The sequence below is a fragment of the Sphingomonas sp. 22R3R2A-7 genome (assembly GCF_036856055.1).
Classification (GTDB): Bacteria; Pseudomonadota; Alphaproteobacteria; order Sphingomonadales; family Sphingomonadaceae; genus Sphingomonas.
Genome location: NZ_JASPFR010000001.1, coordinates 1,389,079 through 1,405,925, shown reverse-complemented (window position 1 = coordinate 1,405,925; position 16,847 = coordinate 1,389,079). Strand labels below are relative to the sequence as shown.

Annotated in this window: 15 protein-coding genes, 1 other RNA gene and 2 pseudogenes; 3 read left to right on the top strand and 15 right to left on the bottom strand. The window is 66.2% G+C overall.

What is annotated here, in order from left to right; translation table 11 throughout:
• Positions 1-3: 3 nt before the first annotated feature.
• Positions 4-285 carry an ETC complex I subunit gene (locus QP165_RS06835; RefSeq protein WP_031440756.1) on the top strand — a complete coding sequence of 94 codons (282 nt, stop codon included), beginning with the start codon at positions 4-6 and terminating at the stop codon, positions 283-285.
• 18 nt (positions 286-303) lie between these two features.
• Here the strand turns inward: QP165_RS06835 and QP165_RS06830 are convergent, their stop codons facing one another.
• The 4 genes from QP165_RS06830 to QP165_RS06815 are packed head-to-tail and all read right to left on the bottom strand — an operon-like array spanning position 304 to position 2,944.
• On the bottom strand, positions 304-807 hold the full coding sequence (locus tag QP165_RS06830) for an NUDIX hydrolase (RefSeq protein ID WP_333994697.1): 504 nt from the start codon (positions 805-807) through the stop codon (positions 304-306).
• Positions 804-1,475, bottom strand: a complete 672-nt coding sequence (locus QP165_RS06825) for a TPM domain-containing protein (RefSeq protein ID WP_333994695.1) — start codon at positions 1,473-1,475, stop codon at positions 804-806. Before QP165_RS06825 ends, QP165_RS06830 begins: the two co-directional genes overlap by 4 nt.
• A 1-nt stretch (position 1,476) precedes the next feature.
• Positions 1,477-2,328, bottom strand: coding sequence for a TPM domain-containing protein (locus tag QP165_RS06820; RefSeq protein ID WP_333994693.1), 852 nt, complete (start codon positions 2,326-2,328; stop codon positions 1,477-1,479).
• A 16-nt stretch (positions 2,329-2,344) separates the two neighbouring features.
• Positions 2,345-2,944 carry a LemA family protein gene (locus QP165_RS06815; protein WP_333994690.1) on the bottom strand — a complete coding sequence of 200 codons (600 nt, stop codon included), beginning with the start codon at positions 2,942-2,944 and terminating at the stop codon, positions 2,345-2,347.
• 103 nt (positions 2,945-3,047) lie between these two features.
• Between QP165_RS06815 and mscL the strand changes: the two genes are divergently transcribed.
• Entirely contained in the window at positions 3,048-3,518 is a 471-nt protein-coding gene (gene mscL, locus QP165_RS06810; protein WP_056016491.1) for a large conductance mechanosensitive channel protein MscL, read from the top strand.
• Between the two features lie 91 nt (positions 3,519-3,609).
• Here the strand turns inward: mscL and QP165_RS06805 are convergent, their stop codons facing one another.
• The gene (locus tag QP165_RS06805) at positions 3,610-4,041 is read right to left on the bottom strand and encodes an RrF2 family transcriptional regulator (protein ID WP_333994687.1); all 432 of its coding nucleotides are present in this window, start codon (positions 4,039-4,041) and stop codon (positions 3,610-3,612) included.
• A gap of 60 nt (positions 4,042-4,101) precedes the next feature.
• Between QP165_RS06805 and ssrA the strand changes: the two genes are divergently transcribed.
• Positions 4,102-4,456, top strand: a transfer-messenger RNA (tmRNA) gene (gene ssrA, locus QP165_RS06800).
• A gap of 336 nt (positions 4,457-4,792) precedes the next feature.
• On the opposite strand, the gene pnp is transcribed toward ssrA, so the two are convergent.
• From pnp to rimP, 10 genes and pseudogenes are all read right to left on the bottom strand, one after another.
• The gene (gene pnp, locus QP165_RS06795) at positions 4,793-7,216 is read right to left on the bottom strand and encodes a polyribonucleotide nucleotidyltransferase (RefSeq protein ID WP_333994686.1); all 2,424 of its coding nucleotides are present in this window, start codon (positions 7,214-7,216) and stop codon (positions 4,793-4,795) included.
• Between the two features lie 192 nt (positions 7,217-7,408).
• Positions 7,409-7,678: a 30S ribosomal protein S15 gene (rpsO, locus tag QP165_RS06790; RefSeq protein ID WP_055881152.1), complete on the bottom strand. Its 270-nt coding sequence runs from the start codon at positions 7,676-7,678 to the stop codon at positions 7,409-7,411.
• Positions 7,679-7,696: 18 nt separating this feature from the next.
• Entirely contained in the window at positions 7,697-8,695 is a 999-nt protein-coding gene (truB, locus tag QP165_RS06785; RefSeq protein ID WP_333994684.1) for a tRNA pseudouridine(55) synthase TruB, read from the bottom strand.
• A gap of 156 nt (positions 8,696-8,851) precedes the next feature.
• Positions 8,852-9,427 carry a thymidine kinase gene (locus QP165_RS06780; protein WP_333994683.1) on the bottom strand — a complete coding sequence of 192 codons (576 nt, stop codon included), beginning with the start codon at positions 9,425-9,427 and terminating at the stop codon, positions 8,852-8,854.
• 572 nt (positions 9,428-9,999) lie between these two features.
• A complete protein-coding gene (gene rbfA, locus QP165_RS06775) occupies positions 10,000-10,413 on the bottom strand; it encodes a 30S ribosome-binding factor RbfA (RefSeq protein ID WP_333994681.1) in 414 nt (137 codons plus the stop codon).
• Between the two features lie 154 nt (positions 10,414-10,567).
• Positions 10,568-13,411, bottom strand: coding sequence for a translation initiation factor IF-2 (infB, locus tag QP165_RS06770; protein WP_333994679.1), 2,844 nt, complete (start codon positions 13,409-13,411; stop codon positions 10,568-10,570).
• Positions 13,408-14,165: pseudogene (locus QP165_RS06765) on the bottom strand (DUF448 domain-containing protein). The gene infB and the pseudogene QP165_RS06765 overlap by 4 nt, the downstream one beginning before the upstream one ends.
• A gap of 123 nt (positions 14,166-14,288) precedes the next feature.
• Positions 14,289-14,525 carry a tautomerase family protein gene (locus QP165_RS06760; RefSeq protein WP_056016469.1) on the bottom strand — a complete coding sequence of 79 codons (237 nt, stop codon included), beginning with the start codon at positions 14,523-14,525 and terminating at the stop codon, positions 14,289-14,291.
• Positions 14,525-16,235 (bottom strand): annotated as a pseudogene (nusA, locus tag QP165_RS06755) (transcription termination factor NusA). Before nusA ends, QP165_RS06760 begins: the two are co-directional and overlap by 1 nt.
• Complete coding sequence (rimP, locus tag QP165_RS06750) at positions 16,235-16,831, bottom strand: ribosome maturation protein RimP (RefSeq protein ID WP_333994676.1); 597 nt, start codon at positions 16,829-16,831, stop codon at positions 16,235-16,237. Before rimP ends, nusA begins: the two are co-directional and overlap by 1 nt.
• Positions 16,832-16,847: the final 16 nt, after the last annotated feature.

Here is a 16,847-nt window from a genome sequence, read left to right as displayed (position 1 = left end):
GCTATGCCTACCGCCCGTATCTTTCAGCGCCCCAAGAACGCCATGCAGTCCGGCAAGCACCGGACCGACAGCTGGCAACTCGAATTCGAACCGTCGGAGCCCAAGCGTCCCGATCCGCTGACCGGCTGGGCCGGCAGCGGCGACACGCGCGACCAGCTCCGCCTGTTCTTCCCCACCGCCGAAGCGGCGATCGCGCATTGCGAGCGCGAGGGGTTCGGCTACACCGTCGTCCCGGCGCCGCAGAAGACGCTGAAGCTGCAGAGCTACGCCGACAACTTCAAATAAGCCGCGCCGCCGGGCGGTTTAGAGGATCGATCCTGCCAGGATGAGCAGCATCTTGGTGTCGATCGCCACGCCCGCGGCGCGTCTCGCCGCGACGAAGGCCGGAACCTCGGCGAGCGCGACGCGGTGCACGGTGATGTTCTCGTCGCTATCGCCTCCGCCGTCGCCGACGCGGGTCAGGCCGGTGGCGCGCACCAGCGTGAAGCATTCGGACGTCATCCCGGGCGACGAATAGAACAGGCCGAGATCCTCGATCGCGGACGCACGGTAGCCCGTCTCCTCCTCCAGCTCCCGGCCCGCCGCAACCGCGACGCTTTCACCCGCGGTCTCGTCACCGACCAGGCCCGCGGGCAGCTCGAGACAGGCCCGCCCCAGCGGGACGCGGAACTGTTCGACGAGGATCACGTCGCCAGCGTCGATCGCGACGATCACCGCCGCCGCGATCTGGCCCTTGCGCTCCGCGAACTCCCAGCGGCCTTCGGTCTGCACGGTCAGGAACTTGCCCGCCCATACGGTCTTGCTCATAGTTCGATCAGCCTGTCAGGAAGCTCGTTCACCGCTGCGCCGGTGCGCGGGAAATGTTCGGCGAGTACCACGCCGATCTGCGCGACGGCATCGGCCATGCCGTCCGCCGGCCGGTCGTCGCGTACGGCGGTGAGGACCGCCGCCATCGCCGCACCCCACGTCTCGTTCGGGACGCGCGAATGGATCGCCGCGTCGGCGACGATCTCCGCACGATGTTCGGCAAGCGACAGGTAGAGCAGCACGCCGGTCGATCCGCGCGTGCGCTTCTCCGCGCCCGCCCGGAACAGCATCAACGCACGCCTTCGCACCCGCCGCGATTTGGTCGCGCCCGGCGTCAGCGCGATTCGCAGCGCGGGCACGGCAAGCGCCAGTCGCACGCCGAGATAGACCAGCGTCATCAGCACGAGCGCGATCGCGAACAGCGCGCCCTGCGGCGCGGATTGCGCCCAGGGATCGACCAGCCGCGCATAGATCTGGTCCGCGGCCACCGGATGGAATGCGAGGATCGCGAGCGTCAGGACCATGCCGAGCACCGCCCATTGCAGCGACGCGTCGTGATAGGCGTCGGACTGACGCGCGACGATCGTCACGATCTCGCCCGTCGTGGCCGCCTCCGCCTGCGTCACCGCGGCGGTCACGCGGTCATGGTCGGCTTTGCTCAACTGCATGTCACCAACTCCCCGATGCACCGCCGCCGCCGGCCGATCCGCCGCCACCGCCGCCAAAGCCGCCGCCCATCCAGCCACCGCCGCCGCCACTGTCTCCGCCACCCCAGCCACCGCCGCCGCCGCCGCCGCCGCCGCGCGACATCTCGTTGGCGATACTCCACAGCACGATGGGGAGCGCGCTGCTGCCCCGGCTGCCGTCCGAAAAGCGTTTGCCGCCCGCACGCCGCGACAGCATCGGGATGACGATCGCTGCCAGGATGATGCCGAAGACGATCAGCCCGATCGGGATGCCGCCGCCGCTGTTGCTGGCCGGGCGGCGATGCGTCTTGTCATATTCGGCCGCCGCGGCGCCGACCTTTGCCCGGGCCTCGGCATCGGGCAGCGCGAGCTGATCGGCGACCGCATTCGTACCGGCGACGATGCCGCCGGCCATGTCGCCCGCCTTGAACCGGGGCAGGATCTGCTGATTGATCACGACGCTCGAGAACGCGTCGGTCAACACCGGCTCGAGCCCGTAGCCGACCTCGATCCGGACCTTGCGGTCGTTCGGCGCGACGAGGAGGATGGCACCGTTATTGGTGTTCTTCAGTCCGACACCCCAGCTGCGGAGCAGGCGATAGCCGTAATCCTCGATCGGATAGCCCTCGAGATCCGCCACCGTCGCGACCACCAGCTGGTTGCCGGTCGTCTTTTGCAGATCGTCGAGCCGCTTCGTGAGCGCCGCCTCCTGCTCGGGCGGGATCACGTTCGCGGCGTCGACGACGAAGCCGGTGAATTTCGGGAATGTCTGCGCGCCTGCTGTGCCACTGCCGAGCAGCGCCGCAAGCACGACCGCCACGAGCGCGCGGATCATGCCGCCGGCCCCGCGATCAGCTCGCGTTGCCGAAGTTCACCGTCGGGGCCGTCTCGGCCCCCGGCGTGGTCGCCGCAAACGGGACCATCGGCTTTGCACCATAGAAGATCTTCGCGCCGACGGCGTCGGGGAAGGTGCGGATCTTCGTGTTATACGCCTGGACCGCGCCGTTATAATCGCGCCGCGCGATCGTGATGCGGTTCTCGGTGCCTTCGAGCTGGCTCATCAGCGTGGTGTAATTGCCCTGGCTCTTCAGCTCGGGATACGCTTCCTGAAGCCGTTGCAGCGACAGGCCGACGGCGCCCTGCACGCGCGAGAATTGCGCGATCTTCGCGGGATCGGTCAGGTCGTCGCCCGACACCTGGACCGTGCTCGCAGCGGCACGAGCCTGCGTGACTTCGACGAGGATGCTCTTCTCCTGCGCCCCCGCGGCCTTGACGGTGGCCACGAGGTTGGGGATCAGATCGGCACGCCGCTGATAGTCGTTCTGCACATCGGCCCAGCGCGCCTTCACATTCTCCTCGGCGGTCGGGATGCTGTTGATCCCGCAGCCCGCGACGGTCGCGGCAAGCGCGATGGCGGCAGTTCCGCGGAAGATCGGGGCATAGGACGACATCGGGGCTCTCCTGCTTGTCTGTGTCACCCCCATAGGACAGTCGACCCGCTTGGCGAAACCGAAATCGAGGATTAGCGTAAGCGTGTCACAAAAGGGGGCGCATATGCTCAAGGAATTCAAGGCGTTCATCATGCGCGGCAACGTGCTCGACCTGGCGATCGCTGTGATCATCGGCGCGGCATTCAGCAAGATCGTGACGTCGCTGACCGACGACGTGCTGATGCCGGTGATCGGCAAGATCTTTGGCGGGCTCGACTTTTCGAGCTATTTCTGGCGAATGGGCCCGGTGCCGGCCAGTTATGCCGGCTCGCTCAGCGATTACGCGGCGCTCAAGAAGGCGGGGGTCCCGCTGCTCGGCTATGGCGCGTTCGCGACTCAGCTGGTCAATTTCGTCATCGTCGCGTTCATCATCTTCATGATCCTGCGCGTCGTGAACCGCGCGGCGGGGCTGATCGAACGCGAAGCCGCGCGGCTGAAGCGTGAGGAAGAGGCGGTGCCCGTCACGCCCGCGCCCGAGCCTGTCGAGATCGCGCTTCTCCGCGAGATCCGCGACGAGCTGAAGACGCGTCGATAAGCCGGTCGGGAGAGGCCGCGGGCGCGAGGCTTCCTCGTCGCTCGTGGCCGAGCGGTATCTTGGTCCTCCCCCGTATGGGAGGAGCGCAGGATCACGCGGCGGCAAGACTTTCGGCGTTGGCGTCAGCAAGGCTCGTGCCGTCGAGAATGCGTGCCGTCTCGTCGCGGACGCGCATCATCGCATAGCGGATCGCGCAATCCGCCTCGTTCTTGCAGTCAAGACACGGTCGGTACGCAGTCCTGCTCACGCACGGCACCAGCGCGAGCGGTCCCTCGATGATCCGGATGATTTCACCCAGCGAAATCAGGTGACTGGGCCGCGACAGGCAATAGCCGCCCATCTTGCCGCGATGGCTGTTGAGCAACCCGGATTCGCGCAGGTCGGCAAGGATGAGTTCGAGAAACTTGCGCGGCACGTTCGCTTCCGCAGCAATCCGGGTCATCGGAATCGGAGGGCTGCCGGCGGGGGCGCCGCCAAGGAAGATCATCGCGCGAAGCGCGTAGCGGGAGCGCTGCGTCAACATAATATATGTTGCTATGCACGCGGTTTGTGGCGAGCGAAAGGCCATAGAAGCGTAATTCGCAGGCTTTTAATCGTCGGGCTTGCAGCCTATATCCGGACTGTCGTCGGGGAATTCTCTCTTGGCGACTATGGCGATAAACCGTGGCGTGTCATAGACACAGCGGACCCGGGGGCAGTACCCGGCGACTCCACCACCGCCCTCTTCGTAAGAGGGGGACGATGACGGGGTCGAACTAGGATCGACGTGTGTTCAACGACGCTATGTTTCGCTCGGAATGGGACCACCGCAACGGCCCATACACAAGTGCCAACGATAACGAAGCACTCGCAATTGCCGCATAACTGACGGTCTAACGACCTAGGTTATACGGACGAAAGCGCGGTTCGGGCCGCACCGGGCAACAGAAGCGGAAACCGGCGGTACGGGGAGCACCGAGCAACAGAAGCTCCCCACTTACCCTTCTTAAAGATACCGGCCCTGGCGACGGGTTCGCGGCAGGCTGGCCCTCCGTGCGCCAAGGCCGGGCAGGGCAGGGTTACACTCGACCGTCATCCTGCGGGATTCCCAGTTGCGGGCTACGAATCCGCACGTTGGCGGATCATAAGCCACTCCCACGACAACTCTCACGACTACAGACTGCGCGACGGGTAGCGGCGCGGAGCCGTCGACCGCTGTCCGTTGATCGCAATCGGCCACGAAAAAGGGGACCCGGTCGCCCGGATCCCCCTTCGTCTCGCCAAAAGCGAAAGGCTTAGTCGCGATCGCCCGTCAGGAACGCCGGAGCGAATTCGGGGGCCTTGTCGCCATCCGAACGCTCGGCGCGGGGCGCGCGCTCGCCGCCTTGGCCACCGCCGTCACGACGCGGGCCACGGCCACCGCCGTTACCGCCGGCATCGCGACCACCATCGCCATCACGACGCGGGCCGCGCGAGCCACGGTCACCGCCGCCGCCTTCGCCGCGCGGGCCACGACCACCGCCGCCGTTACCGGCATCACGGCCACCATCGCCATCGCGACGCGGACCGCGCGGACCACGATCGCCACCCTCACGGGGCTCACGCGCCGGGCGGGTATCTTCCAGCTCTTCGCCGGTCGTCTGGTCGACGACGCGCATCGACAGGCGAACCTTGCCGCGCGGGTCGATCTCGAGGACCTTGACCTTGACTTCCTGGCCTTCGCTCAGGGCATCGCTGACCTTCTCGACGCGCTCGTTCTTGATTTCGGACACGTGGACGAGACCGTCCTTGCCACCCATGAAGTTCACGAACGCACCGAAGTCCACGAGGTTGACGACCTTGCCGTCATAGACCTTGCCGACTTCGGCTTCCTCGACGAGGCCCTTGATCCACTTGATCGCCGCTTCGATCTGCGCGGGATCGGACGACGACACCTTGATCACGCCCTCGTCGTCGATGTCGACCTTGGCGCCGGTCTGCGCGACGATCTCGCGGATCACCTTGCCGCCGGTGCCGATGACTTCACGGATCTTCGACTTCTCGATCGTGAAGGTCTCGATACGCGGTGCGTGTGCCGACAGCTCCTCACGCGTGTGGTCGAGCGCCTTGGCCATTTCGCCCAGGATATGCGCGCGGCCTTCCTTGGCCTGTGCCAGCGCCTTGCCCATGATCTCTTCGGTGATGCCGGCGATCTTGATGTCCATCTGCATCGTGGTGATGCCCTCGGACGTGCCAGCGACCTTGAAGTCCATGTCGCCGAGGTGATCCTCGTCGCCCAGGATGTCTGACAGAACCGCGAAGTTCTTGCCCTCGAGGATCAGGCCCATCGCGATGCCCGAGACGGGACGCTTGAGCGGAACGCCCGCATCCATCATCGACAGCGAACCGCCGCAGACCGTCGCCATCGACGACGAGCCGTTGCTCTCCGTGATGTCCGACAGGACGCGGATCGTGTACGGGAACTCTTCCTTCGACGGCAGCACCGGGTGCAGCGCGCGCCAGGCAAGCTTGCCGTGGCCGACTTCGCGACGACCCGGCGCACCGAAGCGACCGACTTCACCGACCGAGTAGGGCGGGAAGTTGTAATGCAGCATGAAGTTTTCGTACGACAGACCGTTCAGGCCGTCGATCATCTGCTCTGCGTCGCGCGTGCCGAGCGTGGTGGTGCAGATCGACTGCGTCTCGCCGCGCGTGAACAGCGCCGAGCCATGCGTCCGCGGGAGGAAATGCACCATCGCTTCGATCGGACGGATCTGCGTGGTGGTGCGGCCGTCGATGCGGGTGCCGTCCTTGAGGATGGCGCCGCGGACGATCTCCGCCTCCAGCTTCTTCATCAGCTTGCCGGCCGCCATCTGGTCCTGCGGGGTCGCATCGGCAAAGGCGGTCTTGCCCTTGGCGCGTGCGGCGTTCAGCAGGTCCGAACGCTTGGACTTGTCGGTCACCTTGTAGGCAGCCGCAATGTCCTTGCCGATCAGCTTCTTCAGCTTGTCCTTGGCGGTCGACAGGTCGGCCTGCTCGGCCATTTCCCACGGATCCTTGGCAGCCTGCTCGGCCAGATCGATGATCAGGTTGGCGGCTTCGCGGCACGCCTTGTGCGCGAACTGGACCGCGCCGAGCATGATCTCTTCCGAAAGCTCCTTGGCTTCCGATTCGACCATCATCACGGCCTGGCCGGTGGCGGCAACGACGAGGTCGAGATCGCCAGCCTTGGCTTCGTCGAGCGTCGGGTTGAGGATGTAGGCGCCATCGACATAGCCGACGCGTGCTGCGCCGATCGGGCCCATGAACGGCACGCCCGAGATCGTCAGCGCTGCCGATGCCGCGACCATCGCGAGGATGTCGGGCTCGTTCTCGCCGTCATACGACAGAACCTGGCAGATCACGTTGATCTCGTTGTAGAAACCCTCTGGGAAGAGGGGACGGATCGGGCGATCGATGAGACGGCTGGTCAGCGTCTCCTTCTCGGTCGCGCCGCGCTCACGCTTGAAGAAGCCGCCGGGGATGCGGCCGCTCGCGGAGAACTTCTCCTGGTAATGGACGGTGAGCGGGAAGAAATCCTGCCCTTCCTTGACGGTCCGTGCAGCCGTGACGGCGCACAGAACGACGGTCTCGCCGAGGGTGGCGAGCACGGCGCCGTTTGCCTGACGGGCCACGCGGCCGGTCTCGAGCGTCAGCGTCTTGCCGCCCCACTGGGCGCTTACGGTCTTGGTATCGAACATTCTTTTTCCTTCACTCCGGTCGCCAGATGCGAGCGGGGCCTATGTGCGGGCTTAGCCGGCCCGCGGCGGTGTGGAGCGAGTTGTCGCTCCTTGCCATTGCACCGAATTGCGCTCTGGCGTTTGCCTCCGCGCGCGATGGCGCGGAATCAAAGTCGTATATAGCAAAACGGCCCCCGAAGGGAGCCGTTTGTCTTACTTGCGGAGACCGAGCTTCGCGATCAGATCCAGGTAGCGCTGGCCGTCCTTGTGACGGAGATAATCCAGCAGCGTCCGGCGCTTGTTGACCATCATGAGAAGACCACGACGCGAGTGGTTGTCCTTCTTGTGGCCCTTGAAGTGCTCGGTCAGGTTCTTGATGCGCTCGGTCAAGATCGCGACCTGGACTTCCGGCGAACCGGTATCGCCCTCGGCGCGCGAATGCTCCTTGACGAGCTCGGTCTTGCGTTCAGCGGTAATCGTCATGAATTTCGTCCTACGACATCACAGATTGAAACCGCGAACGACCCGGACGTCTCCGTCCTCGACCTCGACCAGCGCGACCGGGACGGCGTCCAGCTCGGCAAAGTATTGGCCATCGTCTGCGGCGATCCCGGCCAAGATACGCCCCTGTCGGAGCGCCCCTGCCTGGTCGGGGGTGAGGGAGAGAGCCGGGATGTCGTCCAGCGCCACCCTCAAGGGCAGAAGTACATCTTCAAGCGCGGAGGCCTTAGCGAGTTCGTCCAGTTTGTCCAGCGATATCGCGGCGGAGAGGTCGAACGGACCCGCCTTGATGCGGCGCAGCATGGTGACGTGACCGACTGTCCCGAGCGCCAGCGCGATGTCACGCGCGAGGCTGCGGATATAGGTGCCCTTGGAGACGTGGGCGGTGAGCGTGACCTTCTCTAACGGGGCCTCCGACCGCGTTGTCGATCCCTCCTCACCCCCGTCATCCCAGCGAACGCTGGGATCTTCCTGTGGTGCGGGCGCCTGTTCCCCGGAGAAATTCCAGCTTTCGCTGGAATGACGGATGGGGTGGGCGGCGAGGGCGTGGATCGTCACGTTGCGGCTGGCGAGCACCACGTCCTGCCCCGCGCGCGCGAGGTCGTAGGCGCGCTCGCCGTCGACCTTCAGCGCGGAATAGGCGGGCGGCACCTGTGCGATCGGGCCGGTGAACTGCGCGAGGACCGCCTCGACCGCGTCCATCGTCGGGCGCACGTCGGAGGTGGCGATGCTCACCCCCTCGGCGTCGAGCGTGTCGGTCTGGACCCCGAACATCACCGTGAAATCATAGATCTTGTCGCTGTCGAGCATCCGCCCGGCCAGCTTGGTCGCCTCGCCGACCGCGATCGGCAGCACGCCCGTCGCGAGCGGATCGAGCGTGCCGCCATGCCCGACCTTGAACTTGCCATAGCCGCCGTTGCGCAAGGCGCGCTTCACCGCGGACACGCCCTGCGTCGAGCCTAGCCCCAGCGGCTTGTCGAGAATGATCCAGCCATGCATGTTCGGGGTCCTTGAATTCTGGGGGCAAGATCGCGAGCCCCACGCACTCCGTCATCCTGACGAAAGTCAGGATCCAGAGCCATGTGCGCCTGTGTTCGGTACCCTGGGTCCTGACTTTCGTCAGGATGACGGGGCGTGGGGAGCAAGGGGCGGGGGTCAGCCCAAAGCCTCGGTAAAATGCCGGCGGCAGAGCGCGACATAACGGTCGTTGCCGCCGATCTCGGTCTGCTGCCCCTCGGCAATCGCGCGGCCGTTCGCATCGACGCGCAGGTTCATCGTCGCCTTGCGCCCGCACATGCAGACCGACTTGATCTCGACCAGCGAGTCCGCCAGCGCCAGCAGACGCGCCGACCCCGGGAAGAGTGCCCCCTGGAAATCGGTCCGCAAGCCGTAGGCGAGCACCGGGATCCCGACCACGTCGCAGATCTGTGCGAGCTGGTCGACCTGCGCGGGGGTGAGGAACTGCGCCTCGTCCACGAGCACGCAGGATATCGCATCCTCGCCGTGCTGCCGGGCGATGCACGCGCCGATATCGGTCTCCGCATCGAACGCGATCGCCGGCGCCTCCAGCCCGATCCGCGAGGTGATCGTACCCGCTGCGAACCGGTCGTCGATCGCCGCGGTGAACAACATCGTCCGCATCCCGCGTTCGCGATAGTTGAAGTCCGCCTGCAACAGGTTCGTCGACTTTCCCGCATTCATCGACGCGTAGTAAAAATAGAGTTTCGCCATCGCATGGCTTTAGGCGTGCGTCATGCGATGCGTCCACTGTGTGTGTGTGGACATTGCGCGCGGCGCGGATACCATCGCCGATGATATCGGGGGATCGTCATGCGCGCTGCCATCTGGGTGCTTACTATCTTCGGGGCGATCTGGGGCGTTATCGGCCTTGCCGGGTTCGGGTGGCCGGGCATGGCTGTCCCGATCGTGATCTCGGTGATGCTGATAACCTGGGCAAGCCGCATCGCCGCGCCGGTACGGGCAGCGGCGGACGCCAAGCGTATCGGACGGCTGATCGGCATCTGGACGATGGTCGAGGGGATCGCGATATTCGCGACATTCGCGCTGGCCCCGGTGCTGGGCATCCCCGATGCGGCGGTGCCGATCCTCGCAATCGTCGTCGGACTGCACTTCCTGCCGATCGCGCGCGGCATACCGACGCCCGTCTATTATGCGACCGGGTCGGCGATGATCGCGACAGGCGCGATCGCGCTGCTGCTGCCGGCGGCGGATCGGCATGCCGCAACCGGCATTCCCTGCGCGATCATCCTCTGGGCAAGTTGCGTGGCAATCGGCCAGCGCAGTCAGCGCGGAATCCTCGTCCAGCCTTCGTCGGCGCCCAAATCCCGCGCGACATGCGGGGCGCGCAACAGCGCGTCGATATGCGTGCCCTCGTCGAAGCTCTCGTCGGGGAGGAACTTCAGCTTGGCGGCGTAGCGCATCTGCACGCGCGCCGCGACCTCGCGCTGAAGATAGGCGGTGTTGGTCCGCAGTGCCTTGAGCACCTTCTCCTCGTCCTTGCCGAGCAACGGCTTCACGAAGACGGTCGCGTGGCGAAGGTCGGGGGACATCCGGACCTCGGTAATCGTGACGAGATGCTTTTCGAGCACCGCATCGTGCACGTCGCCGCGCGCGAGAATGTCGCTGAGCGCGTGACGCGCCTGCTCGCCAACACGCAACGTGCGGACGGACTTGGTTTCGGGGGTATCGGTCTTCATTCTTCCAGCTCCCTCGCCCCTCCGGGGAGAGGGTGGGGGTGAGGGGCAATCCCGACCGCGAGCGCTCGGTATTGCCCCTGACCCGGCCCTCTCCCCACGACGAGACCCATGAAACTACCGGTTTCACGGGCCCCGGGGAGAGGGCTTTACGTCATTACAGTGTGCGGTCGCGCATCTCGACTTCGAACGTCTCGAGATAGTCGCCTGCCTTGATGTCGACGAAGTTGGACGTGAACGTCACGCCGCATTCGAGACCGGCACGGACTTCGGCGACATCATCCTTGAAGCGACGCAGCGATGCGATTTCGCCCTGGTAGATGATGACGTCGTTGCGCGTGATGCGGGCCTTGAGCGCCTTGCGGATATTGCCCTCGGTGACGAGCAGACCCGCCGCCTTGCCATGCTTGCCCGCCGAGAAGACCTCGCGGATTTCCGCACGGCCGACGACCGTCTCGAACGCTTCCGGTCCAAGCTCGCCTGCCATTCCCGCCCGGATCTCGTCGATCAGGTCGTAGATCACGTCGTAATATTTGAACGCGACCTTCTGGCGCTCGGCGATCTCGCGCGCCTTGGCGTTCGGGCGAACGTTGAAGCCGATGATCGGTGCACCCGATGCCGCCGCCAACGTGACGTCCGACTCGGTGATGCCGCCGACGCCCGAGCTGAGCACGCGCGCCTTGATCAGATCGGTGGAGATCTTGTTGATCGCCCCGACGATCGCCTCGACGGTACCCTGCGTATCCGCCTTCACGACCAGCGGATATTCGATCGCCTGCTTTTCCTTCAGCGCCGAGAACATGCTCTCGAGGCTGGCAGGAACCGAGGCGGTCCGCTTGTCGGTCTTCACGCTGCGACGATATTCCGCGACTTCGCGGGCACGCGCCTCGTTCTCGACCACCTGGAACGGATCGCCCGCCGACGGGACACCCGACAGACCCAGAACCTCGACCGGCATCGCCGGACCCGCTTCCTTGATCTGCTTGCCCTTGTCGTCGACCAGCGCACGGACCTTGCCGCTCTCGCCGCCGACGACGAAGATGTCGCCGACCTTGAGCGTGCCGCGGTTGACGAGGATCGTCGCGACCGGGCCGCGACCCTTGTCGAGCTTGGCCTCGATCACCGTACCCTCGGCCGCGCGATCCGGATTGGCGCGCAGTTCGAGCAGTTCGGCCTGGAGCTGAATCTTCTCGATCAGCGTATCGAGACCGATCTTCTTCAGCGCCGAGACTTCGACGTCCTGGACGTCGCCGCCCATGTCCTCGACCACGATCTCCTCGCTCAGCAGGCGCTCGCGCACCTTCTGCGCATTGGCGCCTTCCTTGTCGATCTTGTTGATCGCGACGATCATCGGCACGCCCGCCGCCTTGGTGTGGGCGATCGCCTCCACCGTCTGCGGCATCAGCCCGTCGTCCGCCGCCACCACGAGGATGACGATGTCGGTGACGTCCGCACCACGTGCACGCATCTGCGTGAACGCCTCATGGCCCGGCGTGTCGAGGAAGGTGATCTTCGACTTGTCCTTCAGCGTGACCTGATACGCGCCGATATGCTGGGTGATGCCACCCGCTTCGCCGCGCACCACGTCGGTGCCGCGCAGCGCGTCGAGCAGCGACGTCTTGCCGTGATCGACATGACCCATGATCGTGACGACCGGCGCACGCGGACGCAGCGTCTCCTCGGCATCGTCGATCGTGTCGTTGGCCAGATCCTGGTCGACATCGCTGACGCGCGTCAGGTTGTGGCCGAACTCGGTGACGAGCAGCTCGGCCGTATCCTGGTCGATCGTCTGCGTCATCGTGACGGGCATGCCCATCTTGAACAGCGCCTTGACGAGGTCAGCGCCCTTCTCGGCCATACGGATGGCGAGTTCCTGCACCGTGATCGCCTCGGGGACGACCACGTCGCGGACCTGCTTGGCCTGCGGCTCGCGCGGACCACCGGTGCCACGACGCTCCTTCTCACGCGCACGCTTGAGTGCGGCGAGCGAGCGGGCGCGGGCGCCGTCACCATCGCCGAGCGCGCGGTTGACGGTGAGCTTGCCCGACGTGCGACGATCGTCGCCCTTGCGGTCACGCTGCTGCGGCCGTGCCGGGACGGCATCGCGGCGTACGCCACCCGCGGGTGCGTTTGCACCGGTCGCGCCAGGGCGCGCTGCGGTCGTACCGGCATTGGCCGCCGTGGTCGGCGCTGCTGCTGCGGCAGGCGCTGCAACGGGCTTTGGCGGCGGGGGAGGGCGTTCGGGACGCGCCACCGGCGAGAACCGGCGTGGTGCCGGCATCGACGGATCGCGCGACAGTTCCAGAATCGGCGGCGGTGCCGGCGGAGCAACGGGGGCCGGCGCAGGCTTGGGAGCCGGCGCAGGTGCCGCCACGACGGGTGCGGGCTTCGGTGCAGCGACGACAGGCGCGGGCGCAGGTGTCGCGGCCGGAGCCGGGGCTGGCGCAGCGACGGGCGCAGGCGTCGGTGCCGCGACCGGAGCGGGAGCCGCTTCGACCACAGGCGCGGGCGCAGGGGCCTCGACCGGCTTCGGCGCCGGCGCGGCCTTGGCTTCCGCCTCGGCACGGGCACGGTCGGCGGCGCGGTTGCGCTCGTCCTCGGCCGCCTTGAGACGCTCGGCCTCCTGACGACGACGCCCCTCTTCCAGCGTGTTCATGCGCTGCTCTTCCGCCTCGCGCAGCAGCTTTGCCTGACGCTCCTGCGGCGACAGGTTGCTCTGCGCCGGCTGACGCACGGGGGCTGGGGCGGGCTGTGGAGCACGCGCCTGTGGAGCCGGTGCCGGCGCCGCAACGGGTGCGGGCGCCGCTACCGGTGCATCCGCGACCGGGCCGTCGGGCTCGCCCGGACGGCGCAGCACGCGCGCACGCTTGGTTTCCACGATCACCGTATTCGATCGGCCGTGGCTGAAGCTCTGCTTCACCTGGCCGGTCTCGACCGTGCGCTTCACACCCAAAGGTGCGCGCATGCCAAGTTTCGGCTTCTCGTTGTCCGTGTCGCTCACTCAAATTCCTCAGTCATGTCCACGGCCGGGCTGTGTCCGGTCGATCCGGACGCCCCTGTTATGGGTGACGTCCCGTTTTGTTGGGACGCCGATGCGCCCTGCGAGGCCGTTTCGCAAGACACGGGAGAAGGTTCGGGGCCGATAAAATGCAGCCAACGGTCGAGCGCTTCGCTCACCCGCTTTGCTGCAGCGCGGTCGGTCAGGCCAATGTGTACCACATTTTCCCGCCCCAGCGCCAACGCCAATATGGTGCGTGACGCAGGCAGTGCCAACCCCCGCAGACCCGAGCCTTCGACATCGTTGCCGATGCGCCACGCCTGGTCGAGCTTGCGGTTGCCATCCTCGGCCGCGTCGGACGCATGATAGAGCGCCTTCAGCTTGCCCGAGCGCGCGTTCTGCTCGATCCGGTCGGAACCGATCAGGACGGTGCCCGAGCGCGATTCGAGCCCGAGCCGGTCGAGCGCGTTACGCTCCAGCGCGGCTTCGATCTGTGCGGGCAGTTCGGGGGAATCGTGAACTCGCCCGTCTTGAACGCCCGTGCGAGCGCGCCTTTCAGCTTACCCTTCTTGATCGCGGCTTCGAGTTCGACGCGCGTGACGCCGATCCACGCACCACGACCGGGCGCCTTGGCGCGCACGTCGGGATGAATCTGCCCGTCCGGCGCGAGCGCGAGCCGCACCAGATGCGGCCGCACGTCGCGTTCGCCCGAGAGGATGCACTTGCGGATGGGTTCGGCTTCGGCGCCTTCGCGCACGCGCGGCGGGCCGGGGCGCGCTCGCGCTTGCCGCCCTTGCCCTTGGTCGAAGCCGGGCGATCGCCCCGTCCCGCCCCGCTTGCGGGGGACGAGGAGGGCGGGGTGTCGGTAGCGCCTAGCGTCTCATTGCGAGGATTCCGCATGAGCGTCCTCCTGCAATTGCGGCTTCGGGGCGTCGCGGTCGACCAGCAGCTGGCCGCCCGCGCCGTAATTCTCGGTCGAGACTTCTTCGATCACGATCTGCACCGCAGCCGGGTTCTTGCCCAGCCGCTCAACGAGCGACTGGGTCACGTCGGCGACGATGCCGGCCTTCTGGTCCTTGGTGGCGGACCCCGAAATGCGGATGCTGACAAACGGCATCAGGCCTTGTCGTCCTCGCTCTTTGCGTCGGTCGACTCCGTAGCGTCATCTGCCGCGACGTCGTCAGCCGCAGTGTCCTCAGCCGAAGCCGCTTCCACCGGAGCCTCGTCCGCCTCGTCGGCATCAGCCTCGGGGGCCTCGTCCTCGAACCAGTGCGCACGCGCGGCCATGATGATCTCGTTACCCTGCTCGTCGCTCAGGCCGTATTCGGCGAGAATGCCGCCCTTGGGCTCGGGGCGCTTGGGCGCATCGTCGTTGCGACGGCGTGGCTCGACGCGCTTCTTCTCGACCAGCTCGTCGGTCGCCAGATCGGCGAGGTCGTCGAGCGTCTTGATGCCCGCCTTGCCGAGCGTGACGAGCATCGCCTCGTTCAGATACGGCATGCCCGCCAGCGCGTCCTCCACGCCGAGCGCGGTGCGCTCTTCACGGCTGGCCGCGTCGCGGCGCTCGAGCGCCTCGGTCGCGCGGTTCTGCAACTCGCCTGCGAGATCCTCGTCGAAGCCCTCGATGCCGGCGATCTCCTCGACCTCGACATAGGCGACCTCTTCGAGGTTCGTGAACCCTTCGGCCACCAGCAGCTGCGCGAGCGTCTCGTCGACGTCGAGCTCCTTCTCGAACATTGCCGAGCGCTCGACGAAGTCCTTCTGCCGCTTCTCCGAGGCATCGGCCTCGGTAAGGATGTCGATCGCCTTGCCGGTCAGCTGCGACGCGAGACGCACGTCTCTGGCCACGACGGCCGATCGCGAGGCTCAGCTGATCGTCGGGAACGACCACCTCGATGCGCTCTTCTTCCTCGTCGATCACGACGCGGCTGACCGAAGCCGGCTGCAACGCGTTGACGACGAAGGTCGCGATGTCGGGCGACCACGGAATGATGTCGATCTTCTCGCCCTGCATTTCCTGCACGACGGCCTGGACGCGGCTGCCCTTCATGCCGACGCACGCGCCGACCGGATCGATGCTCGAATCATGCGAGATGACGCCGATCTTCGCCCGGCTGCCGGGATCGCGGGCCGCGGCCTTGATCTCGATGATGCCGTCGTAGATTTCCGGCACTTCCTGCGCGAACAGCTTCTTCATGAAGTCGGGGTGCGCGCGGCTGAGGAAGATCTGCGGACCGCGGTTTTCGCGGCGGACGTTGAGGATCAGCGAGCGGATGCGGTCGTTGACGCGCACCACTTCGCGCGGGATCTGCGCATCACGGCGGATAACGCCCTCGGCGCGGCCCAGGTCGACGACGACATGGCCGAACTCGACGCGCTTGACGACGCCGGTGATGATCTCGCCCGCGCGGTCCTTATACTCTTCGAACTGGCGCTCGCGCTCGGCGTCGCGGACCTTCTGAAAGATGACCTGCTTGGCAGCCTGAGCAGCGATGCGGCCGAACTCGATCGGAGGCAGCGGATCGACGATGAAGTCACCGAGCGCTGCATCCTTCTGGAGCTTCTGCGCGCCCTTGACGTCGACCTGCTTGAAATAGTCATCGACCGCCTCGACCACTTCGACGACGCGCCACAAGCGCAGATCGCCGGTGTTCGGATCGAGCTTGGCGCGGATGTCGTTCTCGGCGCCGTAACGCGAGCGGGCGGCCCGCTGGATCGCGTCCTCCATCGCCTCGATCACGATCGCCTTGTCGATCATCTTCTCCGACGCGACCGAATTCGCGATCGCGATCAGTTCCGCGCGGTTTGCGGTGACTGCCGTGGCCATCAATGCTGTCCTTCTTGCGTGTCGGCCTCGTGAGCGTCAGGCTCATCGGTGGGCGTGTCTTGATAGAAAACTTCGTCCGCGCCTTCGGTCGAAAGCGGTGCGGTCGCGGCGATGAGTCGGTCGGTCATGACGAGCTTGGCATCGGCGACCTGCGAAAAGTCGATCGTCATGATCTTGTGCTTGTTCACGTCGACGGTGATCTTGGTCCCCTCGACGCCCATGAGGTTGCCCGAGATCTGCTTGCGATCCTCGAACGGCTCGACGAGGCGGATCCGCGCCTCCTGGCCTTCCCAATCGGCAAAGTCCTGAAGCCGGGTCAGCGGGCGATCGATACCGGGGCTCGATACCTCGAGACGATACGCGTCCTCGCCGACCGGGTCCTTGCCCTCGGCCTCGAGCGCGTCGAACTTGTCCGAGATGCGGCGCGACAGTTCGGCGCAATCCTCGATCACTAGCTGGCGGGTGTCGGGGCGCTCGGCCATGATCTGCAGCGTCGGATCGGACTTGCCGCCCTGCATGCGCACGCGCACGAGGCTGAGGCCGAGCGCCTTGGCTTCGGGTTCGATCAGGTCGGTCAGCAGGGCGATATTCGCCATCGAAATTCCAAACAGG